Origin of the sequence: Mesorhizobium argentiipisi (SeqCode), from assembly GCF_037179585.1 — a bacterium.
GTDB lineage: Bacteria > Pseudomonadota > Alphaproteobacteria > Rhizobiales > Rhizobiaceae > Mesorhizobium > Mesorhizobium argentiipisi.
This window is the reverse complement of the sequence record NZ_JAPYKO010000002.1, coordinates 228,794-253,923: the sequence shown is the minus strand read 5'-3', so window position 1 is coordinate 253,923 and position 25,130 is coordinate 228,794. Positions and strand designations below refer to the sequence as shown.

The 25,130-nt window shown below is 64.2% G+C and carries 18 protein-coding genes and 1 pseudogene; 9 read left to right on the top strand and 10 right to left on the bottom strand.

Features of this window, described 5'->3' with window-relative positions; translation table 11 throughout:
• Window positions 1-69 precede the first annotated feature (69 nt).
• The 7 genes and pseudogenes from O7A05_RS04120 (at window position 70) to O7A05_RS04090 (ending at window position 6,678) form a co-directional block, all read left to right on the top strand.
• A complete protein-coding gene (locus tag O7A05_RS04120) occupies window positions 70-1,056 on the top strand; it encodes an ABC transporter substrate-binding protein (RefSeq protein ID WP_337091678.1) in 987 nt (328 codons plus the stop codon).
• A 15-nt stretch (window positions 1,057-1,071) separates the two neighbouring features.
• Window positions 1,072-1,893, top strand: a complete 822-nt coding sequence (locus O7A05_RS04115; RefSeq protein ID WP_337091677.1) for an ABC transporter ATP-binding protein — start codon at window positions 1,072-1,074, stop codon at window positions 1,891-1,893.
• Window positions 1,880-2,731: an ABC transporter permease gene (locus tag O7A05_RS04110; RefSeq protein ID WP_337091676.1), complete on the top strand. Its 852-nt coding sequence runs from the start codon at window positions 1,880-1,882 to the stop codon at window positions 2,729-2,731. The genes O7A05_RS04115 and O7A05_RS04110 overlap by 14 nt, the downstream gene beginning before the upstream one ends.
• A gap of 36 nt (window positions 2,732-2,767) precedes the next feature.
• On the top strand, window positions 2,768-4,069 hold the full coding sequence (locus O7A05_RS04105) for a cytosine deaminase (RefSeq protein WP_337091674.1): 1,302 nt from the start codon (window positions 2,768-2,770) through the stop codon (window positions 4,067-4,069).
• Window positions 4,069-5,466 carry an FAD-binding oxidoreductase gene (locus O7A05_RS04100; protein ID WP_337091975.1) on the top strand — a complete coding sequence of 466 codons (1,398 nt, stop codon included), beginning with the start codon at window positions 4,069-4,071 and terminating at the stop codon, window positions 5,464-5,466. Before O7A05_RS04105 ends, O7A05_RS04100 begins: the two co-directional genes overlap by 1 nt.
• 44 nt (window positions 5,467-5,510) lie before the next feature.
• Window positions 5,511-6,091 (top strand): annotated as a pseudogene (locus O7A05_RS04095) (NAD(P)H-dependent oxidoreductase).
• Window positions 6,091-6,678 (top strand): NAD(P)H-dependent oxidoreductase, encoded by a 588-nt coding sequence (locus O7A05_RS04090; RefSeq protein ID WP_337091673.1) that lies wholly within the window; start codon window positions 6,091-6,093, stop codon window positions 6,676-6,678. The pseudogene O7A05_RS04095 and the gene O7A05_RS04090 overlap by 1 nt, the downstream one beginning before the upstream one ends.
• A 168-nt stretch (window positions 6,679-6,846) precedes the next feature.
• On the opposite strand, the gene O7A05_RS04085 is transcribed toward O7A05_RS04090, so the two are convergent.
• The 5 genes from O7A05_RS04085 to O7A05_RS04065 all read right to left on the bottom strand — a co-directional run bounded on the left by O7A05_RS04085 (window position 6,847) and on the right by O7A05_RS04065 (window position 14,462).
• On the bottom strand, window positions 6,847-9,294 hold the full coding sequence (locus O7A05_RS04085) for a GcvT family protein (protein WP_337091672.1): 2,448 nt from the start codon (window positions 9,292-9,294) through the stop codon (window positions 6,847-6,849).
• Complete coding sequence (locus tag O7A05_RS04080; RefSeq protein ID WP_337091671.1) at window positions 9,291-10,472, bottom strand: pyridoxal phosphate-dependent aminotransferase; 1,182 nt, start codon at window positions 10,470-10,472, stop codon at window positions 9,291-9,293. The genes O7A05_RS04085 and O7A05_RS04080 overlap by 4 nt, the downstream gene beginning before the upstream one ends.
• Window positions 10,472-11,371 carry a homocysteine S-methyltransferase family protein gene (locus O7A05_RS04075; protein WP_337091670.1) on the bottom strand — a complete coding sequence of 300 codons (900 nt, stop codon included), beginning with the start codon at window positions 11,369-11,371 and terminating at the stop codon, window positions 10,472-10,474. Before O7A05_RS04075 ends, O7A05_RS04080 begins: the two co-directional genes overlap by 1 nt.
• Window positions 11,368-13,821: a GcvT family protein gene (locus tag O7A05_RS04070; protein ID WP_337091669.1), complete on the bottom strand. Its 2,454-nt coding sequence runs from the start codon at window positions 13,819-13,821 to the stop codon at window positions 11,368-11,370. Before O7A05_RS04070 ends, O7A05_RS04075 begins: the two co-directional genes overlap by 4 nt.
• Window positions 13,822-13,919: 98 nt before the next feature.
• Entirely contained in the window at window positions 13,920-14,462 is a 543-nt protein-coding gene (locus tag O7A05_RS04065; protein ID WP_415926956.1) for a helix-turn-helix domain-containing protein, read from the bottom strand.
• 279 nt (window positions 14,463-14,741) lie between these two features.
• Here O7A05_RS04065 and O7A05_RS04060 point away from each other — a divergent pair, with 279 nt between their 5' ends.
• On the top strand, window positions 14,742-15,446 hold the full coding sequence (locus tag O7A05_RS04060) for a nitroreductase (RefSeq protein ID WP_337091667.1): 705 nt from the start codon (window positions 14,742-14,744) through the stop codon (window positions 15,444-15,446).
• Between the two features lie 25 nt (window positions 15,447-15,471).
• Here the strand turns inward: O7A05_RS04060 and O7A05_RS04055 are convergent, their stop codons facing one another.
• The 5 genes from O7A05_RS04055 to O7A05_RS04035 form a co-directional block, all read right to left on the bottom strand.
• Window positions 15,472-16,854, bottom strand: coding sequence for an MFS transporter (locus tag O7A05_RS04055; RefSeq protein WP_337091666.1), 1,383 nt, complete (start codon window positions 16,852-16,854; stop codon window positions 15,472-15,474).
• 221 nt (window positions 16,855-17,075) lie between these two features.
• The gene (locus O7A05_RS04050) at window positions 17,076-17,663 is read right to left on the bottom strand and encodes a sarcosine oxidase subunit gamma (RefSeq protein ID WP_337091974.1); all 588 of its coding nucleotides are present in this window, start codon (window positions 17,661-17,663) and stop codon (window positions 17,076-17,078) included.
• Window positions 17,664-17,670: 7 nt separating this feature from the next.
• A complete protein-coding gene (locus O7A05_RS04045; RefSeq protein WP_337091665.1) occupies window positions 17,671-20,664 on the bottom strand; it encodes a sarcosine oxidase subunit alpha in 2,994 nt (997 codons plus the stop codon).
• Complete coding sequence (locus O7A05_RS04040) at window positions 20,661-20,939, bottom strand: sarcosine oxidase subunit delta (RefSeq protein WP_337091664.1); 279 nt, start codon at window positions 20,937-20,939, stop codon at window positions 20,661-20,663. The genes O7A05_RS04045 and O7A05_RS04040 overlap by 4 nt, the downstream gene beginning before the upstream one ends.
• A gap of 15 nt (window positions 20,940-20,954) precedes the next feature.
• Window positions 20,955-22,214, bottom strand: a complete 1,260-nt coding sequence (locus tag O7A05_RS04035; protein ID WP_337091663.1) for a sarcosine oxidase subunit beta — start codon at window positions 22,212-22,214, stop codon at window positions 20,955-20,957.
• Between the two features lie 193 nt (window positions 22,215-22,407).
• Between O7A05_RS04035 and O7A05_RS04030 the strand changes: the two genes are divergently transcribed.
• Window positions 22,408-24,897 carry a mechanosensitive ion channel family protein gene (locus tag O7A05_RS04030; RefSeq protein WP_337091662.1) on the top strand — a complete coding sequence of 830 codons (2,490 nt, stop codon included), beginning with the start codon at window positions 22,408-22,410 and terminating at the stop codon, window positions 24,895-24,897.
• The last annotated feature ends 233 nt before the right edge of the window (window positions 24,898-25,130 follow it).

Below are 25,130 nucleotides of genomic sequence, written 5' to 3'. Positions count from 1 at the left end.
GGTGTTGAGCCCTGCGCGTCGCGCGTCCGGGCCAAGAGAGGGTGATGTTTTATGATCGGACAAGGAAAGATGTTGGCGGGCGCCGCCGTCCTGCTGGTGGCGGGCACGCTGACTGCTACCGCGAACGAGAAGGTGACGTTCGGCACCAATTGGCTGGCCGAGCCGGAACATGGCGGCTACTACCAGGCGATCGCCGATGGCACCTATGCCGCCTGCGGCCTCGATGTGACCATCATGCAGGGTGGCCCGCAGGTCAGCGGCCGGCCGATGCTGCTTGCGGGCAAGATCGATTTCTACATGGGCGGCAACCTGCTCTCGGCCTTCGATGCCGTGCAGCAGGGCATTCCGATGCGCGTCGTTGCCGCCGACTTCCAGAAGGATCCGCAGGTCATCATGTCCCATCCGGGAGAGGGGCTGGACAAGTGGGAAGACCTGAAGAACGCCGACCAATACATCATGGGTGACGAGGGCGCGCAGACCTTCTTCCAGTGGATGGTCACCGATCTCGGCTTCGACGCCGCCAAGCGCGTGCCCTACACATTCAATCCGGCGCCCTTCATCGCCAACAAGAAGTCGATCCAGCAAGGCTATGTGACCTCCGAGCCGTTCGCGGTGCAGAAGCAGGGAGGCTTCACGCCGAACCAGTTCCTGCTTGCCGACAATGGCTGGGATACCTATGCGACGACCATCGAGGTGATGCAGGATACGATCGACAAGCGGCCGGAGGTGGTGCAGTGCTTCGTCGATGGCTCGGCCAAGGGCTGGTACAAGTACCTCTATGGCGACAACAAGGCCGCCAACGACATGATCAAGAAGGACAATCCCGACATGACGGATGAGCAGATCGCCTTTTCGATCGAGCAGTTGAAGAAGTTCGGCATTGTCGATTCGGGCGATTCGGAAAAGCTCGGCATCGGCACGATGAACGAAGCCCGCATCCAGAGTTTCTACGACAAGATGGTCAAGGCCAAGGTCGCGCAGCCGGGCCTCGACATCAAGAAGGCCTATACGCTGGCCTTCATCAACAAAGGTGTCGGGCTGGAGCTGAAGAAGTAAGGCGGCCGGCCTGAGATGATCCAGGAGAAAGTGGCTGAGACGCCGGCGGCATCGGGCGAGGCTCCGATGCTGCTGGCATTGCGCAATGTCGGCAAGGTCTTTTCCAACGGCGTGACGGCGCTGAGCAAGGTCGACCTGGCGATCCGCGAGGGCGATTTCCTGAGCCTGCTCGGCCCCTCCGGCTGCGGCAAGTCGACGGCGCTGCGGCTGATCGCGGGTCTTTCGACGCCGACCTCCGGCCAGCTCGACTGGCGTGGCTCGATCGACCGCTCGAACATCGGCTTCGTCTTCCAGGAGCCGACGCTGCTGCCCTGGGCCAGCGTCTTCGACAATGTCTGGCTGTCGCTGAGGCTCAAGGGCGTGTCACGCTCCAAGGCGGAGCCGGCGGTGATGGAGATGCTGTCGCGCGTCCACCTCACCGGCTTCGAGAACGCCGTGCCGCGCGAGCTTTCCGGCGGCATGAAGATGCGCGTCTCGATCGCGCGGGCCATGGTGACGAAGCCGCGCATCCTTCTGATGGATGAGCCCTTCGCTGCGCTCGACGAGATCACCCGCTTCAAGCTCAACAACGACCTTCTGGAGCTGTGGCAGGACGAGCGCTTCACCGTCGTCTTCGTCACCCACAGCGTCTTCGAAAGCGTGTTCCTGTCCAGCCGCGTCGTCGTCATGGCCGCGCGGCCGGGCCGCGTCCATGGCGAACTCCCCATCAACGCGCCCTATCCGCGTGACGAGGCGTTCCGGACCTCGCCGGGCTATGCGGCGCTTTGCCGGCAGGCCTCGGACGTGCTGGTCGACGCCATCAACTCAACCGCCGGATCGCATCATGACGGCCATTGAAAACAATGTTCTGAAGCTCGATCCCGAAGAGGCGCGCCGCGCCCGCCAGGAGCGGCTGGAGCGCATCGGCAAATGGGTGCTGCCGCTGGCGATCATGGTGCTGGCGATCGTGCTGTGGGACCGCATCTGCGTCTGGAACGCGATCCCGCAATATATCCTGCCGCGGCCGGGCGTGGTGCTGCAGACGCTGCACAGCGACGCCGGCCTGCTCTTCTCCTCGCTCTTGGTGACGCTCAGGATCACCTTCCTCAGCTTGGCTCTCGCCGTCATCGGCGGCGTCGGGCTGGCGGTGCTGTTCGCGCAGTCGAAATGGGTGGAGATGTCGTTTTTCCCCTTCGCCATCGTGCTGCAGGTGACGCCGATCGTCGCCATCTTCCCATTGATCAACATCTATGTGGACAACCAGACCGTCAAACTGCTGCTGTGCGCCTGGATCGTCGCCTTTTTTCCGATCCTCTCCAACACCACGCTCGGGCTGAACTCGGTCGACCGCAATCTGCGGGACCTGTTCAAGCTCAACGGCGCGACGCGCTGGCAGCAGTTGCGCTATCTGCGCCTGCCGGCGGCGATGCCTTATTTCCTCGGCGGGCTGAAGATCGCCGGCGGCCTGTCGCTGATCGGCGCTGTGGTGGCGGAATTCGTCGCCGGCGCGCAGGGGCAGTCGTCCGGGCTTGCATCGCGCATCATAGAGGCCGGCTACCGGCTCAACGCGCCCCGCCTGTTCGCGGCGCTGATCCTGATCTCGCTCACCGGCATCCTGATCTTCCTGGTGCTGTCGCTGGTGTCGCATCTCATCCTGCGCCGCTGGCACGAGAGCGCGCTGAAACAGGAGCGCTAAGGTGGTATCGGGGAAAATCGCGAAGAGGACCAGATCTTGATACCTGCCTCTGGTTCCTACCGGCTTGCCAATGCCCGTGTTCATCGGTCGCTGACGCCCGGCCTCGCCGCAACCTTCGACGGCGACGGCTTCGCGCTTGCCGACATATCTGTCGCCGACGGCAAGATCGCGAGCATCGTCGCCCATGCCGAATCGAAGGCGCAAGCCGATGCGATCGACTTTGCCGGCCGCATCGTGCTGCCGTGCTTCGTCGACTGCCACACCCATATCGACAAGGGTCATATCTGGCCGCGGAAACCCAATCCGGACGGCACCTTCATGGGCGCGCTCAATGCCACCGGCGCCGACCGCGCCGCGCGCTGGAGCGCCGAGGATGTCGCGCGCCGCATGGATTTCTCACTGCGCTCGGCCTACGCGCATGGCACCAAGGCCATGCGCACGCATCTCGACAGCGTGCCGCCGCAGGAGGAGATCTCCTGGCCGGTGTTCGAAACGATGCGAGAGAGATGGCGCGGGCGCATCGAGCTGCAGGCGGCCTGCCTGCTCGGCATTGAAGGCGTGCGTGACAAGGCCTGGTTCGAGCGACTGGCGAAGCGCGTCGCCGCGGCCAAGGGCGTGCTCGGCGTCGTCACCTATATGGTGCCCGACCTCGAGGAACTGCTCGACCACGTTTTCGCGCAGGCGATCGAGCATGGGCTCGACCTCGACTTCCATGCCGACGAGACCGACGATGTCGCGGCCATCTCACTGAAGAAGATCGCGGAGGCGTCGCTGTGGAACGGTTTCGAGGGCAACATCCTGGTCGGCCATTGCTGCTCGCTGTCGCGCCAGCCGGACCTCGAGGTGCTCGATACGCTGGACAAGGTGGCGAAGGCGCGGCTTGCCGTGGTGTCGCTGCCGATGTGCAATCTCTATCTGCAGGACCGCCGCAGCAACGGCACCACCCCGCGCTGGCGCGGCGTGACGCTGCTGCATGAGATGAAGGCGCGCGGCATCAAGGTGGCGGTCGCTTCCGACAACACGCGCGATCCGTTCTACGCCTATGGCGATCTCGATATGCTGGAGGTCTACCGCATGGCGACGCGCATCCTGCATTTCGACCATCCGGTCGGCGACTGGCCCAGGGCGGTGACGGCAACGCCGGCCGAGGTGATGCGGCTCGAAGGCGCCGGCACGCTGGCCGTCGGCGGCTCAGCCGATTTCATCGTCTTCAAGGGACGCAACTGGACCGAATTGCTGTCGCGGCCCGAATCGGATCGCATCGTGGTGCGCGAGGGCAGGGCGATCGAACGCCGACTGCCCGACTATGCCGAACTCGACGAATTGATGGTGGGATGATGGATATCGCAGCGCTGAAGCGCGATCTCGACGGGATCAAGGTCGACGACCATCCGGCCATCGTCCAGCAGAAGAGTCGCGACTTCTACTGGTACAGCCCGGTGCTGAAGGCGCAGCTCGACCATATAACCGGCGACCTGATCGTCACGCCGAAGAATGAGGACGAGGTCGTTCGCGTGCTTGCCGCGTGCCACAAGCACGGCGTCCCGGTGACACCGCGCGGCAGCGGCACCGGCAATTATGGGCAGGCGATGCCGCTATCGGGCGGCGTGGTGCTGAACCTCGCCGAGATGAACGAGATCAAGACGATCGCGCAGGGGCGGGTGGTGACCGGGCCGGGCGCGGTGCTGGTCGACATCGACAAGGCGACGCGGGCACATTCCGGACAGGAGCTGCGCATGTCGCCATCGACTTACAATACCGCTTCGGTCGGCGGCTTCGTGGCCGGCGGCTCCGGCGGCGTCGGCTCGATCCGCTGGGGCGGCTTGCGCGACCTGGGCAACGTCATCCGGCTGAGGACCGTGACGATGGAGGCCGAGCCCCGTGTCATGGAACTCACCGGCGAGGATGTGCTCAAGGTCATGCACGCCTATGGTACCAATGGTATCATCACCGAGGTCGAGATGCCGCTGACGGCTTCCTACGACTGGATCGACGTCATCGTCGGTTTCGACGATTTCATGGACGCGGCCGGCTTCGGCAACGACCTCGCTATGCAGGACGGCATTCTGGCGAAGCTGATCACGCCGATTTCGGCGCCCATCCCTTACGATTATTTCAAACGGCACCAGAAGTTCTTCCGGCGCGAACAGAGCATCGTGGTGTGCATGATCGCTCCGCATGCGATGGATGCATTCCTTGCGTTTGTCCGGGCCAGCAAAGGCGAAATTGTCTTCAGGGCTGACCTCGAGACCGACCTGAAGGGATTGCCGCCGGCCTATGAGCTGACCTGGAACCACACGACGCTGCGCGCCATCAGGGTCGATCCGACGATCACCTATCTGCAGGCGCGCTATCCGTCGCCGGATCACCTTGCGCACGTCAAGGCGATGGTCGACCGCTTCGGTGATGAGGTGCCAGCGCATCTCGAATTCATCCGCTTCGATGGCGCGATCGGCGCCGCCGGCCTGCCACTGGTCCGCTACACCACGGAAGAGCGGCTCGACGAGATCATCCGCATCCATGAGGACAATGGCTGCTGGATCTTCAACCCGCATCGCTACACCCTGGAAGAGGGCGGTATGAAGCAGACCGACGAGATCCAGCTCGCCTTCAAGCGCGAGACCGATCCGCAAGGGCTGCTCAATCCCGGCAAGATGATCGCCTGGGAAAACCCGGACTATGATTATCGCTCCGGCAAGTCTTTCCTGTTCAAGGGGCTGCAAAAGGCGGGGTGATTTGCGATGAGCGTGCTTCGCGCTGACCTCAGAGATATCCTACCGTGAACATCCTCGTGCTTTACGCTCATCCGGTGGAGACCAGCTTCAATGCCGGCCTGCACAAGACGATCGTCGAGCACCTCGCCGCGGGCGGGCATGCGGTCGACGACTGCGACCTCTATGCCGAGGATTTCGATCCGAGGATGACGCGCGCCGAGCGGCTCGGCTACCACGACCCGCGCGGGCCGGACGACGCGGTCGCCGGCTATGTCGAAAGGTTGAAGAATGCAGAAGCGCTGGTGCTGTCTTTCCCCGTCTGGAATTACGGCTATCCGGCGATCCTGAAAGGTTCTTCGACCGCGTCTTCCTGCCCGGCGTGTCGTTCAAGCTGGTCGACGGCAAAGTGCAGCCGACATTCCACAACATCCGCAAGCTCGCGGCCATCACCACCTATGGCGGCAGCCGCTTTCGCGCCATGCTGATGGGCGACCCGCCGCGCAAGATCGTCAAGCGCATGCTGCGGGCGACCATCGAGCCAGGCGCTCCCGTCTCCTATCTCGCGCATTATTCGATGAACCTCTCAACCGAGGAGACGCGCAACGCTTTCATGGCGAAGGTCGCGGGCACGATGGACGCGTTCTGATGCGCGCGCTGGTGGTCTATTGCCATCCGGTGCCTGAAAGCTATTGCGCGGCGATCCGCGACATGGCGGTGGAGGTGCTGAAAGGGCGAGGCTGGGACGTGCGGCTGCTCGACCTTTATGCCGAGAATTTCGATCCGGTGATGAGCTGCGAGGAGCGGCGCTTCTACAACGACCGGGCGCCGCAAGACCCGGCGCTCAAGCCGCATTTCGAACTTCTGGAATGGGCGCAGGCGATCCTCTTCATCTACCCCACCTGGTGGTACGGGTTGCCGGCGATGCTGAAGGGCTGGTTCGACCGGGGCTGGGCGACCGACATCGCCTTCAAGCTGCCGGCCGGCAAGGGGCGGATCACGTCGCTGATGCGGCACGTCACCAAGGTCGGCGTCATCACTACCTGCGGCGCGCCGACCTGGTGGAGCGTGGTCGTCGGCCAGCCGGGACGCAAGACGATTTTGCGCGGCATGCGGGCCCTGTGCGCCACGCGCTGCAAGACGTTCTTTCTCGCGCATTACCTGATGGATTCCTCGACACCGAAGAGCAGGGCGGCTTTCCTGGCGAAGGTGAGGGCGAGGCTGGAGAGGTTTTGAGGGTAGCGCAAGTTCCCTTCTCCCCTTGTGGGAGAAGGTGGATCGGCGCGCAGCGCCGAGACGGATGAGGGGTGTTCCAGCGGAGTGAGACGCTGGCTTTCCCTGGAGCCCCCCTCATCCGTCGCCTTCGGCGACACCTTCTCCACAAGGGGAGAAGAGCAGACCGCGCTACATCCTCACCCGTTCCGCCTTCGGGTCATACATCGGCTTCAGCGAGGCCTCCGCGGCGAAGCGCTCGCCGGCGATCTCGACCTCGTAGGATGAGCCCAGCACATCCGCCTCGCTCTCGCCTTGGCAAGGCACATAGCCAAGCCCGATCGCGCCGCCGAGATGGTGGCCGTAATTGCCTGAGGTGATCGGGCCGACGATCTTGCCGTCGCGCAGGATGGCCTCGTTGTGGAAGAGCAGGGGGTGCGGGTCCTTGAGGCGAAACTGCACCAGCCGGCGTGACAGGCCGGCTTCCTTCTTCCTGAGCACAGCGTCGCGGCCGATGAAGCCGGCTTTGCTCGTCTTCACCGCAAAGCCAAGGCCCGCCTCCAGCACATTGTCCTCGTCGGTGATGTCGTGGCCGAAATGGCGGAAGGACTTTTCGATACGGCAGGAATCGAGCGTATGCAGGCCGCAAAGTTTCAGGCCGACATCGGCGCCGGCTTCGGCGATTGCCTCGAAAACATGAGCGGCCTGTTCGGTCGAGACGTAGAGCTCCCAGCCAAGCTCGCCGACATAGGTGACGCGATGGGCGCGGGCAAGACCCATGCCGATCTCGATCTCCTGAAAGGTGCCGAACGGATTGGCTTCGTTGGAAAAATCGTTCGGGCTGACCTTCTGGATCAGTTTTCGCGCTTCCGGACCCATGACGCAGATCACGGCTTCGGCGGCGGTGACGTCGGTGATGACGACGAACTCGTCGGCGACGTGCTTGCGCAACCAGGCAAGGTCGCGCTGCAGCGTAGCGCCGGGCACGACCAGGAAATAGGCCGTCTCCGAAAGCCGCGTCACGGTGAGGTCGCTCTCGATGCCGCCCCTGGCGTTAAGCATCTGCGTGTAGACGATCTTGCCCGGCGCGACCTCCATGTCGTTGGCGCAGAGCCGCTGCAGGAAGGCGCAGGCATCGCGACCCTCGATGCGGATCTTGCCGAAGGAGGTCATGTCGAACAGGCCGACGCCGTTGCGCACTGCGAGATGCTCGTCGCGCTGGTTGTCGAACCAGTTCTGCCGCTTCCAGGAATAGCGGTATTTGCGCTCCTGGCCTTGGCGCGCGAACCAGTTGGCGCGCTCCCAGCCCGCCACTTCGCCGAAGACGGCGCCCCGCGCCTTCAAATGCTCGTGCAAGGGCGAGCGGCGCACGCCGCGCGAGGTCGTCATCTGTCGGTAGGGGAAATGGTCGGCATAGAGCAGGCCGAGCGTTTCGGAGACGCGCTCCTTGAGGTAGCGGCGGTTCTTCTGGAAAGGCTGGGCGCGGCGGATGTCGACTTCCCACAGGTCGAAGGGCGCCTCGCCGTCGTTGATCCACTGCGCCAGCGCCATGCCGGCGCCGCCGGAGGAGACGATGCCGATCGAGTTATAGCCGGTCGCCATCCAGTAGCCGGAGAGTTCGGGCGCCTCGCCGAGATAGTAGCGGTCGTCCGGCGTGAAACTTTCGGGGCCGTTGAAGAAGGTGTGGATGCCGGCGGTGCCCAGCATCGGCATGCGGTTGACGCCCATTTCCAGGATCGGCTCGAAATGGTCCATGTCCTCGGGCAACTGGTCGAAGCAGAAATCCTCGCGGATGCCGTCCATGCCCCAGGGCTTCGCCACCGGCTCGAAAGCGCCAAGCATCATCTTGCCGGCGTCCTCCTTGTAGTAGGCGCACTCGTCCGGGACACGCAGCACCGGCAGGCGAGAGAGGCCCGGGATCGGCTCGGTGACCAGATAGAAATGCTCGCAGGCATGCAGCGGGATGGTGACGCCGTTCTGCCGGCCAAGCTCGCGCGCCCACATGCCGGCGCAGTTGACGACGATATTGGTCTCGATCGTGCCTTGCTCCTCGCCCTGCGTCCAGGAGACGCCGGAGACCCGACCATTCTTCGTGTGGACCTTGGTCACCTTGACGTTCTCGATAATCGCAGCACCCCGCTGGCGCGCGCCCTTGGCCAGCGCCATGGCGATGTTGGCCGGATCGCACTGGCCGTCGAGCGGCAGATGCACCGCGCCCACCACATCCGAGACGTTGAGGTGCGGATACATCTCCTCGACCTCGCGCGGCGAAATCTCGCGCACGTCTACATCGAAGGCGCGGGCGAGCGAAGCCTGACGGTAGATCTCGTGCTTGCGCTCCTCGGTCAGCGCGACGGTGATCGAGCCGACCTGGCGCATGCCGGTGCCGACATCGGTCTCGGCCTCGAGCTTGACGTAGAGGTCGGCCGAATATTTCGCCAGCCGCGTCATGTTCTGCGAGCCGCGCAACTGGCCGATCAGCCCGGCCGCATGCCAGGTGGTGCCTGAGGTGAGCTGCTTGCGCTCCAAGAGCACGATGTCGGTCCAGCCGAGCTTTGCCAGGTGATAGGCGACCGAGCAGCCGGAGACGCCGCCGCCGATGATTACGGCGCGGGCCTTGGTCGGGATGGTCTTGGTCATGCGGCCTCGCGGCGATAGTTGGAAGCAAAGCGGCGCACGCGAAGCGCTGCTTCCTTGAGGATGGGTTCGGGCTGGCAGAGGCTGATGCGGATGTGCCCGGCGGCGGCCTCGCCAAAGCTCGAGCCGGGCATGACGCCGACCTTTTCCTTGTCGAGCAGCGCCCAGGCGAATTTCTCGTCGTCGGGTTCGACTGCGGAGACATCGAGCATGATGTACATGCCGCCTTCGGAGCCGCGCACGGTGACTTCATTGGCGCCGCGTATGGCATCGAGAAAGATCGTGCGCCGAGCGGCGTAACGCTCGGCGATGTCCTTCACACCATAGTGGTTTTCGAGCGCCTCGGCGCAGGCGATGGAGATGAAGGCCGGCAGGCCGTAGGTCGTGACCAGATTGAGGTCGGTCATCAGCGCGATCATCGCTTTCGGCCCGGTCAGCCAACCCATGCGCCAGCCGGTCATGCCGTGGCTCTTCGACATGGAGTTGATGACCAGCGTGCGCTCGGCCATGCCGGGCAGCGAGCGCGGCGAGATGTGCTCGCCGCCGCCGAGCGTCCAGTAGACCTCGTCCGACAGCAGCCAGAGATCGTGCTCCTTGCAGATTTCGGCCAGCTGTTCGAGCCGTTCGCGCGAATAGACGGCACCGGTCGGGTTGTTCGGCGTGTTGATCAGGATGGCGCGGGTGTTGGGCTTGAGCGCGGCGCGGATCATGTCCGCGCGAGGTTGAAACCCATCTTCGGCCGGTGTCTCGACTACCGTGAAGCTGGCACCCGCGGCGCTGAAGGTGTTGGGATAGGTGGCGTAGTAGGGCGCGACGACGATGGCGTGGTCGCCAGGGTCGAGCACGCCCTGCACGGCGGCATAAAGCGCTGCCTGGCCGCCGGGTGTGGCGATGACCTCGTCGGGTTCCGTGAGGATGCCGGCGCAAGCGGTCGCGGCGGCGGCCATCGCCTTGCGCAGGCGCGGCAAGCCGGGCAGCGGCGTGTAGTGATGATTGCTGCCGCGCACGGCGCTCACGCAGGCTTCGATGGTTTCCGACGGCGTGTCGAAATCATGGTCGCCGACCGAGAGCACAATGATGTCTTCGCCGGCCTGCTTGCGATTCCAGGCGGCGAAATGGACCTCCCAGCCGTCCTTGCCCGAAGGCACGATACCGGTAATGCGCTTTGATGGCTTTGGCATCAGAAAACTCCCGAAATCTGGTGGCCGGCCCGCGTGAGCCTGTCGCGCAGGGCGGCGATATGGGCGGGGCCGACTTCGCAACAGCCGCCGACAATGCCGACGCCGACATCGACCCAGCCGATGGCCTGGTCCGCATAGGCTTGCGGATCGAGATCATGGCGGGCGTGCAGCACGTCCGCCGTCCCGCCATGCTTCAACGCCCCGACCGAAGTGAAGCCATTGGCATAGGCACCCACCTGTCCGTCCAGGGCAACGAGTTCGGGCAGGGCGGCGGCGATGGCTTCGGGCCGGCAGCAGTTGAGCAGCCGGGCCGCGACCGGCAGGTCATCGAGGGCATTGACGGCGGCAGCAATGGTTTCGCCGCTGCGCAGGCGCGGCGTGCCATGGTCAGCGAGCGTCCAGGACACCCATACGGGCTTGCCGCTTTCCGAGGCCGCGGTGACCGCTGCGCGCGCCTCCTCGGCGGAAGCCATCGTTTCGCAAAGGAACAGATCGACACCGTCGGCCTGCTCTGCGACGATACGGCGATAGATATCGAGCGTGTCCTCGAATGAGATGGTCAGCGCCGGCGCGTAGCTGCCGAACAGAGGCGACAGGCAACCGGCGATGGCTGTGTCGCCTGCCTCGTCGCGAGCCTGGCGCGCCAGTTCGATGCCGCGCTTTTGCAACGGCTTGAACAGATCTTCGGCGCCCTCGCGCGCCAGGCGCTCCGGCGTTGCCGAATAGGTGTTGATGGTGATGACGCGGGCGCCGGCACGGATGAATTCCGCATGCAAGTCGCGCACAAGTTCCGGCTCGTCGATCAGCACCTTGGCCGACCACAGCGGCGTCGGCTCGGACTTGCTGCGCCGGACCAGTTCCTGTCCCATGCCGCCGTCAGTGAGGATGACGGAGGTCATGCCCGCAACCTCTCATTCTTCGGATCCCACAGCGGTTCGTCGTTCTGGACGATGGCCTTAAAGCGATCGCCAAAAATCTCGACCTCGATCGCGGTGCCCGGTTGCGTGAGATCGGCGCGCAGCATGCCAAGCGCAATCGACTTGCCGACCCGGTGGCCCCAGCCGCCCGACGTCGTCTCGCCTACGATCGTGCCGTCGTGCCAGAGCGTCGACATATAGGGCGCGTCGCAGTCGCCGGGGTTCTCGACGACCAAAGTGACGAAGCGCTTCTTCACACCCTGCTGCTTCTCGTTGAGCAAAGCCGTCTTGCCGCGGAAGTCCGGCTTGTCCCATTTGACGAAGCGCTCCAGCCCGCCCTGCAGGATCGAATAGTCGGTCGACAGATCGCCCTTCCAGGCGCGGTAGCCTTTTTCCAGCCGCAGCGAATCCAGCGCATACATTCCGAAAGGTTTTAGGCCGTGTTTCCGGCCTGCGGTCCAGACGGCGTCGAAGACGGTCGCCGTATCCGCGACCTTGGTGTGGATCTCCCAGCCGAGCTCGCCGGCGAAGGAGACGCGCACCAGCTTCGTCCAGCGTCCGGCGATCGCCGTTTCCTGATGCGTCAGCCAGGGAAGCGTCAGGTCCGCATCGCAGACTTCGGCAAGGATCTTGCGCGAGTTCGGGCCGGCAAGGATTTGCGTTGAGTATTCCTCCGTCCGGTCGGTCAGCGTGAAGGCCGCGTCGGCGGGCATGCGCGACTTCAGCCATTCGAAATCATGCCACTGCGCCACCGCGGCAGTGATCAGCGTCATCTGGTCTTCGCCATGACGCACCACCGACATTTCGGTGACGATGCGGCCCTTGTCGTCGGCGAAATAGACCAGGCCGATGCGGCCCGGTTTCGGCACCGGGCCGGTGACCTGCAGCGCCAGCCATTCGGCCGCGCCAGGGCCTTCGAGATTGAAGCGCGAGAAGCCGGGCAGGTCGAGGATGCCGGCGGCGTCGCGCACGGCAAGGCATTCCTCGTGCACACGCTGCTGCCAAGGCCCGTCACGGCGGAAGGTGAGGGTGGACTCCTCGGAAGTATCGTCGCCGGGCTGTGCGTACCAAGTCGCGCGCTCCCAGCCATTATAGGCGTCGAACTGGCCGCCCAGCGCCTTGATGCGATCATGCAGCGGTGACAGTTTGCGGTTGCGCCCCTCCGGCCAGGCGTGGCGCGGGAACTGGATGGCGTATTCGTTGCCGTAGATCTCCATGCCCTTGGCGACGCAATAGTCGGGCGCCGAGGCGAAGCTGGTGAAACGGCGCGGATCACAGGACCACATGTCCCACTCAGTCTGGCCTTCGGTGACCCATTCGGCCAGCACCTTGCCGGCGCCGCCCCCTTGCGCGATGCCGAAGGTGAAGACGCAGGCCTCGAAGGCGTTCGGCACGCCCGGCATCGGCCCGATCAGCGGGTTACCGTCCGGCGCGTAGGGAATCGGTCCGTTGATCACCTTGGAAAGGCCGGCGGTGCCGAGGATCGGTACCCGGGCGACGGCGTCGGCCAGGTAATGTTCGAGGCGATCGAGATCGTCGGGGAAGAGCTGGAAGGAAAAATCCTCCGGCATCGGATCGTTATGGGTCGCCCAATGCGCGCGGCAATTGCGCTCATAGGGGCCGAGATTCATGCCGCTCTTTTCCTGGCGCAGGTAATAGGACGTGTCGACGTCGCGCAGCAGCGGCAGCTTGTGGCCTTGTTCCTTCGTCCAGGCGGCAAGTTCGGGGATTTCCTCGAACAATATGTACTGATGGCTCATTACCATCATCGGCACGTCGCGGCCGAACATTTTGCCAACTTCGGCGGCGCGGTAGCCGGCCGCGTTGATGACGATCTCGCAGCGGATTTCGCCCTGTGGTGTTTCGACCACCCATTCGCCGTTCTCGCGGCGCACGCCGGTGACCGGGCAGAAGCGAATAATCTTGGCGCCCGTGTCACGCGCGCCTTTGGCCAGCGCCTGCGTCAACTGCGCCGGGTCGATGTCGCCGTCGCTCGGGTCATACAGCGCGCACTTCAACTCATGCGTCTCGATGAAGGGGTAGCGGCGCTTGATCTCGTCCAGTCCGACGACGTCGATATCCATTCCCTGGTAGCGACCCATGCCCTTGGCGCGCTGGAATTCCTGCATCCGCTCCTTGGTATGGGCGAGCCGCAGCGATCCTGTGACATGGTAGTTCATCGGATAGTCGACCGCCTCGGCCAAGCCTCGATAAAGCTCGGTCGAGTAGCGCTGCATGTTCATCAGCGACCATGACGAGGAGAAGGTCGGCACGTTGCCGGCGGCATGCCAGGTCGAGCCGGACGTCAGTTCGTTCTTTTCCAGAAGCACGCAGTCGGTCCAGCCCGCCTTGCAGAGGTGGTAGAGCGATGAGCAGCCGACGACACCGCCTCCGATGATCACCACGCGTGCCGTGGCCGGCAAACCCGCCATGTTCTTCCTCCAAAGCCTAAGCGCTTCGCGCTTCGATTTTTCTTTTGATGCATGTCGTTATCCCAAAACCGCTTCGCACTTTTGGGTGACATGCATTGTCAGTATACCGGTGGCGAAACTACCCAGATGACCACCGCCGGCTCGGCGCCGGGATTGCGCCAGCGGAATGGCTTGCCCTCGAAGCGGAACGAGTCGCCTTCGCCGAGACGATGCCAGACGCCGTCGATCTCGATCTCGAACGTGCCCGACGCGACATAGCCCGCTTCTTCCGTCGGACGGCGCGCTTCCGTCTTCAGCTCCGCGCCCGGCGCGAAGACTGAGCGCAGCATCTCGAAGCTACCGCCCAGGTCGGGCGACAGAAGCTCCTCCACCAGGCCGGATTCACTTGTGCCAAGCGATCGGCGGCTGCCGGCGCGCACCACCACGCCGCGTTCCTGCTCGACAGGCACATCATGGCTGAAGAACAGGCTGATCGGAACATCGAAGAGGCTGGCGAATGCCCTGAGATCGCCTAGCGAAGGGATAGAAAGACCGCGCTCGACCTGGCTGACCCAACCGACCGAGCGACCTAACTTGAGCGCAATTTCAGTGAGCGTGAGGCCGCGCGCCTTGCGGAGCGCACGGATGTCGCCGGCCAGCAGCCGGTCGCCATTGTCCTGCTCCGATTTGGTCGCGGTCGTGGTCAAAGATTGCTCGTGAAAAAATCTGAATAAATTTCATGAGAGGCAAATTCATGAAAAAATCAAGGGTATTTTCATAGGCCACAAGATTTGCTTGCGCGATTTCGGCCGTTGATGCAAAGGCTCGCGCACGAGCGGCGAGTGGGGCGCCCGGTCGGGACCAGTTTAGCTTAGAGTCTGCGGATGGTCGTCAAGGGAAACCGTGTTTACGGTTTTTGGCCATGCGCAAAGGGACGGCCCATGCTTGAGAAGAACATCCGGATCGCATCGGAAGCGGCGATCGTCGACGAGGCGATCACCTCGCGCCGGTCCGTGCGCGCTTTCCTGCCCGACATGGTTGATGACGAGACGGTCCGCGCAATCCTGGCGGTTGCCGCGCGTGCGCCGTCCGGCACCAATATGCAGCCCTGGCGCGTCTATGTGACCAAGGGCGAGGTCAAGCAGCGCATCAGCGACGCCATCCTCAACTCCGGCATCCGCGCCGAAAAGGCCGAGTGGGACGAGTACCGCTACTATCCCGACCAGTTCTTCGAACCTTACCTCACGCGTCGCCGCGCCAACGGCTTCGGGCTTTACGGCGCGCTGGGCATCGGCCGCCGCGAGGTCGACAAGATGCGGGCGCAGCACGACCGCAACTTCATCTTCTTCGATGCGCCGGTGGGCATGATCTTCACGATCGACCGGAGACTGAACCAAGGCTCCTGGATCGACTATGGCATGTTCCTGCAGAACATCATGGTCGCGGCGCGGGGCCGGGGACTCCATACCTGTCCCCAGGCTGCCTTCGCGCCCTATCACCGGCAGATCCGGCCGGTGCTCAACATTCCCGACGAGGAGGTCGTCGTCTGCGGCATGGCGCTCGGCTACGAAGACACCTCGAAGCCAGAAAACGAGTTCCGCACCGACCGCGCGCCGATCGAGGACTGGGTGACCTTCGCGAAATAGGGTCGGCAGCCCGCAGACCGGCCTATCAGTCCGAGCTCATATGCGCGCCATGGCCGCTGACATGGGCGCCGTCCTGCGGCGTCAGCCTCAGATAGGCCGATAGCGCGCAAAGCGTGATCAGGCCTTCGATGACGAACAGGATGCGATAGTCGTTGACGCTGGCCTTGCCGCCGCCGGCTAGCAGCGACAGGAGCGCCGACGCGAGGCCGACGCTGATCGCCACCGCAAGCTGCCACAGGATGTAATAGAGCGCGCTGAAGCGGGCGAGCTGCTCCGGCGCGATGTCCGAATAGGCAAGGTTGCCGGTCGAGGCCCATTGCACCGAGCGGAAGACGCCGAAGGCGAAAATATAGGCAAGCACGATCCAGGCCGGCAGGCTCTCCTGCATCAGGGCAAAGCCCGCGACCAATAGGGCGATGATCGGCGTGTTGATGACCAGCACGCGCTTGAAGCCGAAGCGGTTCAACAGGCGCGGCATGAAGAAGCGCATCAGCAATGATCCGATCGCGGCGACGAAGGTCAGCGATCCGGCCTGCACCGCGCTCATGCCGAAGCCGAGCTGGAACATCAGCGGCAGCAGGAAGACCACCGAGCTCAGGCCGATTGTGTCCAGTCCCCCGCCGGTGAGGAAGGAGATGCGGAAGGTGCGGATGCGCAGCAGGTTGAGATCGAGCAGCGGGTTGCGGGCGCGCAGGCAATAGAAGGCGGCAACCGTCAGGATGACGATCGCCAGGCCAAGCTCGATGCCGATCAGGCTGTTCGCGGCATCCTTGGCGGCAAGCGAATCCATGCCGAAGACCAGCAATCCCATGCCGCTGCCGACAAGCAGGAAGCCCGGCAAATCGAATGGCGTGCGAACCGGCTTGGTTGTCGTCGGAAACAGGGAGGCGGCCAGAAGTGCCGCGGTCAGGGCGATCGGGATGTTGATATAGAAGATCCATCGCCAGGAGACGTAGGTGGTGAGCGCGCCGCCGACGAGCGGCCCAACCAGCGGCCCGGATTGGCCGGCGAGCGAAATATACATGTTGATCTTCAGCGTACGGGCGCGCGGGAAGCTCGACAGGATCACGACCTGGCCAAGCGTGCCCATCAGCGCGCCGCCGCAGCCCTGCAAAGCGCGCGAGCCGACCAGCATCCAGATGTTTTCCGAAAGGCCGCACAAGGCCGAGGCGCTGGCGAAGACGAGCAGGGCGAAGCAATAGACGTTGCGCAGCCCAAAACGGTCGGCCAGCCAGCCGCCGAGCGGCATGGTGACGATGAGGCTAGCGACATAGACGGTGATCAAAAGCCCAAGCTGGCTTGGCGGGCGATCAAGGCTCTCGCCGATGCCGGGCAGCGCGGTGACCACGACGTTCTGGTCGAGGCTGGTCATGAACACGCCGCAAGCTACGGTTGCTGGTAACAGCATCGACGGACCCTCCGCCGGAGCAAAGCGGGTCGTGGCCGCCGAAGTCTCAACAGTCATGGAAGGGTATGGTCGAACTGGTTGCCTGAGCGGACGTTTGCCTCGGCAAACCCCGTGATTCCTTACCTATCGCGCCTGCTGGCCCAGCGCTCAAGCAGCAGTTGCAGCCGTCGATAATGCCAGATGCCGCCTGGACCAATGCTTAGCCAGCAACGCCGAGCGGCCTACTGCACCTCGTAACCGACTTCCTCCGAGGCGTGGCACAAGGCCTTCCAGAACGAGCGCGCGAAAGAGCGGAAGACGTAGATGTCGAACTGGTCGGCGCCGCTGCGCTGGATCTGGGCAAACACGTCATGGTGGTTGGTCGAACGTCCGGCGCCGAGCGGGAAGGCCGACAAGGCGAAGTCGATGGCAAAAAACTTCGCCATCACCCACTCGGCCTTCGGGCCGGCGATGCGGATCGCGGTGCGGCCATGCGAGAGATCGGTCAGCGTACCGACGGCTGGCGTGATGGCGTCGGCGAAGGCTTGAGCAAGCCCCTCCGCTTCGTCGACCACGGTGAACTTTCCCGGAGCGAAGCCGAAGGCGGCGCGGGCGCCGCTGCTCACGCCGCCGCCGGCGCCATCGGGTAGAGCGAGACCGGTGACCTTGCCGATAATTTCGATCAGCTGCTTCTCTTCACCCGGCCAGGCGGCGAGCTGCAGGATCGTGCCCGGCCGCATCTCGGACAGGATTACATCGACGCCATGGTCGAAATTGCCGTGCGAACCCGGATGATACTCCGGCTCGAGCGGCGATTGGCGTTCGGGCAAATGCTGCTCAGCCATGCATGCGGCTCCCGTCCGGATCGTAGAAATGGTTGGAGACGATCTCGACCGGCCCGAACCGGTTGCGCAGCGGGTCGGAGATGAAGGCGCGGGTCCCCTGACGTGCCTTGCCGCCCTTTACTAAGGCCAAAGCAATATATTTGCCGAGCGCCGGTGAATAGCAGCAGGCGGTGATGTGACCGAGCGAGTCGTGCGGATTGTCCTCGTCCAGTTCCTCGACGACATGGCCGCCGCCGTTGAGCGGCCGGTTGTCGAGGGCGATCAGTCCGACCAACTCGAGCCGGTCAGGGGCGATCAGGCCTTCGCGGTCCATCATGGCCGAGCCGATGAAGGGCTTCTTCTTCGACAGCATCCAGTCGAGATGGAGGTCGCGCGCGGTGGTGCGGCCGTCGATCTCGGCGCCGGTGACATGGCCCTTCTCGATGCGCATCGTGCCCAGCGCCTCGAGCCCATAGGTGACCAAGCCGAACGGCTTGCCGGCCTCGATCAAGGCCTCCCAGACATGGGTGCCGTAGCCGGCGCCGGAATAAACCTCGAACGCCATTTCGCCGGAGAAGGACAGGCGGCAGATCATCACCGGCACGCCGGCGATCCGGCCATGGACGATGCCCATGAAGGGCAGCGTGGCGTTGTCGACGGCGGTGCCGGTGACGCAGGAAGCGAGGATGGCGCGCGCGTTTGGCCCGCCGATCGCCGCACCCGCCCATTCGTCGGTGACGGAGGTGACGGTGACCTTCAGCTCCGGCCAGATGACGTCGAGGAAATATTCCAGATGCTGCATCACCTTGCCGGCGTTGGCGGTGGTGGTGGTCATCAGGAATTCCTGCTCGCCGAGCCGCCAGGTGGTGCCGTCGTCGAAGGCAAGCCCGTCCTCGCGCAGCATCAGGCCGTAGCGAGCCTTGCCGACCGCAAGCGTGGAGAACATGTTGGTGTAGACGCGGTCGAGGAACTCCGCCGCGTCCGGTCCCTGCACCGCGATCTTGCCCAGCGTCGAGACATCGACGATGCCGGCGCTTTCGCGCGTGGCCTTCGCTTCGCGGACATAGGCCTGCTCGACCGTCTCGCCGGGAAGGCCGTAGATCATCGGCCGGTACCAGAGCCCGGCCGAATACATGGTCGCGCCATTGGCAATGTGCCAGTCATGCATCGGCGTCAACCGTTCGGGCTTGAGGTCGCCAAAGCGTTCGGCGGCCAGCGAGCCGATCGACACCGCCGTGTAGGGCGGGCGAAAGCGCGTCGTGCCGACTTCGGGGATCGGCTTGCCGAGCGCCTCGGCCATGATGGCGAGGCCAGGCACATTGGAGTTCTTGCCCTGGTCGGTCGCCATGCCCAGCGTGGTGTAGCGCTTCAGGTGCTCGACCGATACGAAGCCTTCGCGGTGCGCAAGCCGCACGTCTTCGGCCGTCACGTCGTGCTGGAAGTCGACAAAGCTCTTGCCCTTGGCCTTGATCTCGAAGACCGGCGCCGGATCTGGATCGCCCGGTGCGGCCTCGACGGTCGGCAGGGCGGCGGGCGCCGCCGTTCCGCCGGCAGCCGAAACGCCAGCCGCGCGGCCCTCGGCGATGGCTTCGGCGGTTGAGAAGCTGCCGGTGAAGGCGCCGGCGCCGAGCCAACGCTGCGTCGGCTTGGGCGGCAGGAAGGCCTGCCTGGCCGGGTCCCATTCAGCCTTGGCGCCCGCCTGGCTGGCGAGATGGATGGTCGGCGACCAACCGCCCGACATCAACAGGCTGTCGGCATGGATGCTGCGTTCATCGCCGCTCAGCGCACCGCTCATGGCGTCGAAGCGCTGCACCTTGAGACCGGTGAGGGCCTTGCCGCCTTCGGTCGCAACCACGGCATGGCCGTCCAGAAGCTCGGCCTCGGCCTCGCCGGCGAGCCGGCGCATGTCGTTCGAGATGTCGGCACGGACATCGATGATGGCGACCACCGCGGCGCCGGCCTTCTTCAAGGCGACGGCCGAGCGGTAGGCGCTGTCGTTGTTGGTGAAGAGGGCGATGCGCTGTCCCGGCAGCACGCCATATTCAACTGCGTAGCGTTCCGCGGCATGCGCCAGCATGACGCCGGGACGGTCGTTGCCCGGAAACACCAGCGGCCGTTCGAAAGAGCCGGTGGCGAGAACCACTGTGCCTGCGCGGATCGCCCAGTAGCGCTGGCGCGGCTCGCCCTTGGCAGGCGTCTCCTTATGGTCGGTCACCCGTTCCAGCGCGGCAAGCGTGTTGCCGTCATAGTAACCCCACACGGTCGTGCGCGGCAGCAGGCGGACATTGTCGTTGCCTTCGAGCTGCGCAACTATGCGCAGGGCCCATTCGGCGGCAGGCATGCCGTCGATGGTTTCGCCCGACCAGTTGGCGGAGCCGCCAAAGTGGGCTTCGAGGTCGGCAAGGATGACGCGGGCGCCCTGGTCGGCGGCGGCCTTCGCCGCCATCAGGCCGGCCGGACCTGAGCCGACGACCAGCACGTCGCAAAATGCGTTCATGCGCTCGTAGCGCGCCGGGTCGGGAGTGGTGCCGGCCTTGCCGAGTCCGGCGGCGCGGCGGATGAAATGCTCGCAGAACATCCAGAAGCGCGTGCCCTTCAGCGGACCGATCACCGGACCCATGAAGGTCTTGTAGTAGAAGCCGGCCGACAGGAGCTTGCCGCCGAGCTGGTTGAGGGCGCCGATATCCCAGGCGAGCGAGGGCGTGCGGTTCTGGCTGACGGCGACCAGCCCGTCATAGATCTCGACCATGGTGGCCGGAATGTTCGGCTCGCGCACTTCGCCGCGCAGCACCGTCACCAGCGCGTTCGGCTCCTCGACACCGGCGGCAAGCAGGCCGCGCGGGCGGTGATATTTGAAGGAACGGCCGAACAGCGTCACGCCATTGGCAAGCAGCGCCGAGGCCAGCGTGTCGCCGGCATGGCCGGTGTAAGGCGCGCCGTCGAAGGTGAAGCGGATGGTGTGCAGCCGATCGATCCGGCCGCCGGTCTCGGTGCGGCGCGGGCTCACGAGCGGCTCTCCGTCTTGTGGCCGCCACGGGCGAATTCGGTACTCAAAATCTCATGCGTCAAGGTGTTGCGAACGACGCGCAGATGGGACCGGCAACCGCCGGAATGCTGCCAGATCTCGTTGTGATCGCCGGCCGGATTCAGACGGTCGTAGACATAGGCGTTCCAGGCGTCGAGGTTCTGCGAGGCGGGCTGCGGCCGCTGGCGGTTGCCGTCGCCCTGGTAGGTGAATTCGATGACGTCGCGCGGGCCGCAATAGGGACAGGTGATCAGCATTTTTCAATCCAAACCCTAGTGCAATCTGGGCGTCGCGCCCTGGCCTTTGTCGTCGATGATGAGGCCACGGTAGAAACGGTCGAGCGTGAAGGGCGCGTTGAACTCGTGCGGCTCGTCCTTGGCAATGGTGTAGGCAAAGCACCAGCCCGAGGCGGGCGTCGCCTTGAAGCCGCCATAGCACCAGCCGCAATTGAGATACATGCCTGGCAGCGGGCCAGTGGTGATGATAGGCGAGCCGTCCATCGTCATGTCGCACAGCCCGCCCCAGGAGCGCAGCATGCGCACGCGCGCCAGGCCGGGAAACAGCGCCACCATCTCGCTCATCACCTCATCGACGATCGGCAGGCTGCCGCGCTGGGCGTAGCTGTTGTAGCCGTCAAGGTCGCCGCCATAGACAAGGCCGCCCTTGTCGGACTGCGAAATGTAGAAATGGCCCATGCCGAAGGTCAGGATCGTATCGATGATCGGCTTCAGCGATTCCGAGACGAAGGCCTGAAGCACGTGGCTTTCGATCGGCATATGCGAAATGCCGGCAAGCTGCATGACGCGGCCGGTGCTGCCGGCAACCGCAAGCGCGACCTTCTTGGCGCGGATCTCGCCGCGCGTCGTCGTAACGCCGGTGACGCGGTCGCCGTCGCGCAGGAAGCCGGTCACCTCGCAGTTCTCGATGATATCGACGCCGCGCCGATCGGCGCCGCGCGCATAGCCCCAGGCGACAGCATCGTGCCGGGCTGTGCCGGCGCGCGGCTGCATCAGCCCGCCAAGCACCGGGAAGCGCGCCGAACCCGAGACGTCCAGCGCCGGCACAAGCCGCCTGATCTGATCGACGCTCATCAGCTCGGCGTCGACGCCGAGATGGCGCATGGCGTTGCCGCGCCTGGCATAATCGTCGAGCTGGGCAGGCGTGTGCGCGAGGTTCAGGCAGCCACGCTGCGAGAACATGACGTTGTAATTGAGGTCGTGCGAGAGGTTCTCCCACAGCTTCATCGAATGTTCGTAGAAGCGGGTGTTCTGCGGCAAGAGATAATTGGAGCGCACGGCGGTGGTGTTGCGGCCGACATTGCCGGAGCCGAGCCAGCCCTTTTCCAGCACCGCGACATTGGTGATGCCGTGTTCCTTGGCAAGATAATAGGCGGTCGAAAGACCGTGGCCGCCGCCGCCGATGACGATCACGTCATAGGAAGCCTTGGGGTCGGGCTTGCGCCAGGCGGGCTTCCAATCCTTGTTGCCGTTCAGCGCGTTCTTGAGCAGCGAAAAGGCTGAATATTCCGCCATTCTTCCTATCGTCCTTATGATGCGAGGCGGCAGACTATAGAGCAGGCGGGAAGCGGAAAGCCAAGATTACGCCATCGCTTTTCGCCAGGCCGACTCTCGCCGATGCGATCGGACGGCTTGCCGCCCGATATGCCGGTCTTTATCAAAGGCGGAAATTTCGAGAATTTTTCGGCCGCGAGTCGCCAACAAAGTCATGTTCTTCCGCCTGCTGCGCCTGCTTCTGGTCGTCATCGTCGCTGTCTTCGGGCAGCCGGCGCTCGAGGCGTCGGCGCAGGCGATCGGCCATGGTTCGTCGCAGCTCATCGCCGATCAGACCAAGGTCATCCAGGACCTGACGGCCAGGACCGACGGCCTGGAAAAGAAACTGAGCGACCCCGACCAGGACGATGCGGGGCTTGTCGACATCCGGTTGCAGCTGGAGGATATTTCGCGCGCCGCGCTGAACAGCGCGCTGGCATTCCGGCAGCGCCTTACCGACATCAACAATCGCGTCGGGGTTCTCGGCCCGCCGCCGGCGCAGGGGCAACCTGCCGAGCCGGTGATCGTCAGCAGCGAGCGCAGCGCGCTTGCCACGGAAAAAGCTCAGATCAACGCGGTCGTCGCCAGCGCGCAAAACCTGTCCATCCGCGTCAACGGGCTGGTCGACAAGATCGCCGTCATGCGCAGCGAGCTTTTCCGCAGCGTCATAACCAAGCATTATGACCTGACCGACGCGTTGAGCCCGCAGGCCTTTTCCGACGCGCATGATCAGTTCACGGGCCTCTACAAGGCGTTGTCGTCCTGGGCGAGCTTCGCCGTCAGGTTCAAGTTCCAGGCGATCCTTGCGGCGACGCTTATGGCGCTGGCCTTGGCGGCCGTGCTGTTGATCGGCGGCAGACGCCTGTTCGGCCGCATCTTCGAGGCCGACCCGACCGTCGAGGATCCCTCCTATCTCAGCCGCCTGTCGGTGGCCTTCTGGTCGACGCTGCTGCCGACCCTCGCGCTCGGCGTTTTCTTCGCCTCAGCCGTGTTCTTCTTCAACTATTACAATGTGCTGCGTGGCGATATCGGCACGTTCCTCAATGCCTTGCTGACGGTGATCGCCATGGTGTTCTGCGTCAACCGGCTGACCAACGCGGCGCTCGAACCGCGCCTGCCCAACTGGCGGCTGATCCCGGTCGCGACCGGCCCGGCGCGTTGGCTGGTTGGCCTGACGACCGCCATGGCGCTGGTGCTCGGGTTCAACTACTTCCTGTCGGTCGTCAACGAGAAGATGGGGTCGCCGCTTTCGCTGACGATCGCCAGGGGCTTTGTCGCCGCTATCATCGTCGGCATCATCCTGATCCTGATGGGACTGCTGCGGCCTTTCAGGACGGCTGACGGCTCTTGGCGCCCTTGGCCGGCATGGCTTCGCTTCATGGCCATCGCCCTCGGCCTGTTCACCATTGCGGCTGCGCTGCTTGGCTATATCGGCCTGGCGCTTTTCGTCTCGTTCCAGGTCGTGGTGACCGGCACGGTGCTGGTGACGGCCTATATCGGCTTCCTGTCGGCACGCGCGATCGGGGAGGAGGGCGGCTTCGCCGACACTTCGGTCGGGCGATGGCTTTCGGAAAACTCCAGCTACGAGGATACCGCCCTCGACCAGCTCGGCCTGGTCGTCAGCATCGCCATCAATCTGATGATCGTGGTGGTGTTCCTGCCGCTGATCCTGTTGATGTGGGGCTTCCAGCCCGGCGATATCGAGGCTTGGGCCTACAAGCTGGCGACCGGCGTCACGATCGGTTCGGTGACCATCTCCTTCCTCGGCATCCTCAGTGGCATCGTCGTCTTCATCATCGGCTATTTCCTGACGCGCTGGTTCCAGGGCTGGCTGGACGGCTCAGTGATGGCGCGCGGCAAGGTCGATGCCGGCGTGCGCAACTCGATCCGGCTCGGTGTCGGCTATGCCGGCGTGGCGGTCGCCGCGCTGGTCGGCATCTCGGCGGCGGGCATCGATCTTTCCAACCTGGCGCTGGTTGCCGGCGCGCTTTCGCTGGGTATCGGCTTCGGCCTGCAGAACGTCGTGTCCAATTTCGTCTCAGGCCTCATCCTGCTTGCCGAACGGCCGTTCAAGGTCGGCGACTGGATCGTCGCGGGCGACGTCAGCGGCACGGTGCGCAAGATCAGCGTGCGCGCCACCGAGATCGAGACCTTCCAGCGGCAGGCGGTGATCCTGCCCAACTCGAACCTCATCAACAACGCGGTCGGCAACTGGACGCATCGCAACAAGCTCGGGCGCATCGACATCAAGGTCGGCGTCGCCTATGGCAGCGACCTCAAGCGCGTCCATGCCATCCTGACGGACATTGCGCGCGCCCATCCGATGGTGCTGAAGAACCCCGAGCCGTTCGTCCTCTTCGCCAATTTCGGCTCGGCCGCGCTCGAATTCGAAATTCGCGTGTTCGTCGCCGACATCATGAACGGCAGCGTCGTGCAGAACGATATCCGCTTCGCCATCTTCGATATCTTCGAGCAGGAGCAGATCGAGATACCATCGACGCCGCGCGCCGTGGTCGAGAGCAAGAAGCACGAAGCCTGGCCAATCGACGACGACAAGATCGAAGCCGAATTCGCGGAGCGCGAGAGGCTGGAGGCGGAAGCCGCGGCCGAGCGGGAACGGCTGGCCAAGACGAAGCGTAGGGGCCGCAAGCCGGACCCCGGCTGAGGTGCGTTGATATTCAGGTGAGGCCGGCCTGCAATGGCGGCTTCCTGCGCTTCCGGTGCAATTTTCGGCTCGGCCTGACTTGAATCTCGATACACGTTGGGCGACGGCTCACCCGGGGCCGAAACCGATTGTGGCATGAATGCGGCATTCAGTTGCGGTTCAGGTAACATCTCCTATAAGCTTCGATGCAAAGGGCGAGAATGCCTTGCAAATTTGAACAGAGGCGGTGTGTG

Coding starts and splice junctions, on each gene's coding strand:
- O7A05_RS04120 (WP_337091678.1), top strand. CDS start 70: ATGTTGGCGGGCGCCGCCGTCCTGCTGGTGGCGGGCACGCTGACTGCT.
- O7A05_RS04115 (WP_337091677.1), top strand. CDS start 1,072: ATGATCCAGGAGAAAGTGGCTGAGACGCCGGCGGCATCGGGCGAGGCT.
- O7A05_RS04110 (WP_337091676.1), top strand. CDS start 1,880: ATGACGGCCATTGAAAACAATGTTCTGAAGCTCGATCCCGAAGAGGCG.
- O7A05_RS04100 (WP_337091975.1), top strand. CDS start 4,069: ATGGATATCGCAGCGCTGAAGCGCGATCTCGACGGGATCAAGGTCGAC.
- O7A05_RS04090 (WP_337091673.1), top strand. CDS start 6,091: ATGCGCGCGCTGGTGGTCTATTGCCATCCGGTGCCTGAAAGCTATTGC.
- O7A05_RS04085 (WP_337091672.1), bottom strand. CDS start 9,294: ATGACCAAGACCATCCCGACCAAGGCCCGCGCCGTAATCATCGGCGGC.
- O7A05_RS04080 (WP_337091671.1), bottom strand. CDS start 10,472: ATGCCAAAGCCATCAAAGCGCATTACCGGTATCGTGCCTTCGGGCAAG.
- O7A05_RS04075 (WP_337091670.1), bottom strand. CDS start 11,371: ATGACCTCCGTCATCCTCACTGACGGCGGCATGGGACAGGAACTGGTC.
- O7A05_RS04070 (WP_337091669.1), bottom strand. CDS start 13,821: ATGGCGGGTTTGCCGGCCACGGCACGCGTGGTGATCATCGGAGGCGGT.
- O7A05_RS04060 (WP_337091667.1), top strand. CDS start 14,742: ATGCTTGAGAAGAACATCCGGATCGCATCGGAAGCGGCGATCGTCGAC.
- O7A05_RS04055 (WP_337091666.1), bottom strand. CDS start 16,854: ATGCTGTTACCAGCAACCGTAGCTTGCGGCGTGTTCATGACCAGCCTC.
- O7A05_RS04040 (WP_337091664.1), bottom strand. CDS start 20,939: ATGCTGATCACCTGTCCCTATTGCGGCCCGCGCGACGTCATCGAATTC.
- O7A05_RS04035 (WP_337091663.1), bottom strand. CDS start 22,214: ATGGCGGAATATTCAGCCTTTTCGCTGCTCAAGAACGCGCTGAACGGC.
- O7A05_RS04030 (WP_337091662.1), top strand. CDS start 22,408: ATGTTCTTCCGCCTGCTGCGCCTGCTTCTGGTCGTCATCGTCGCTGTC.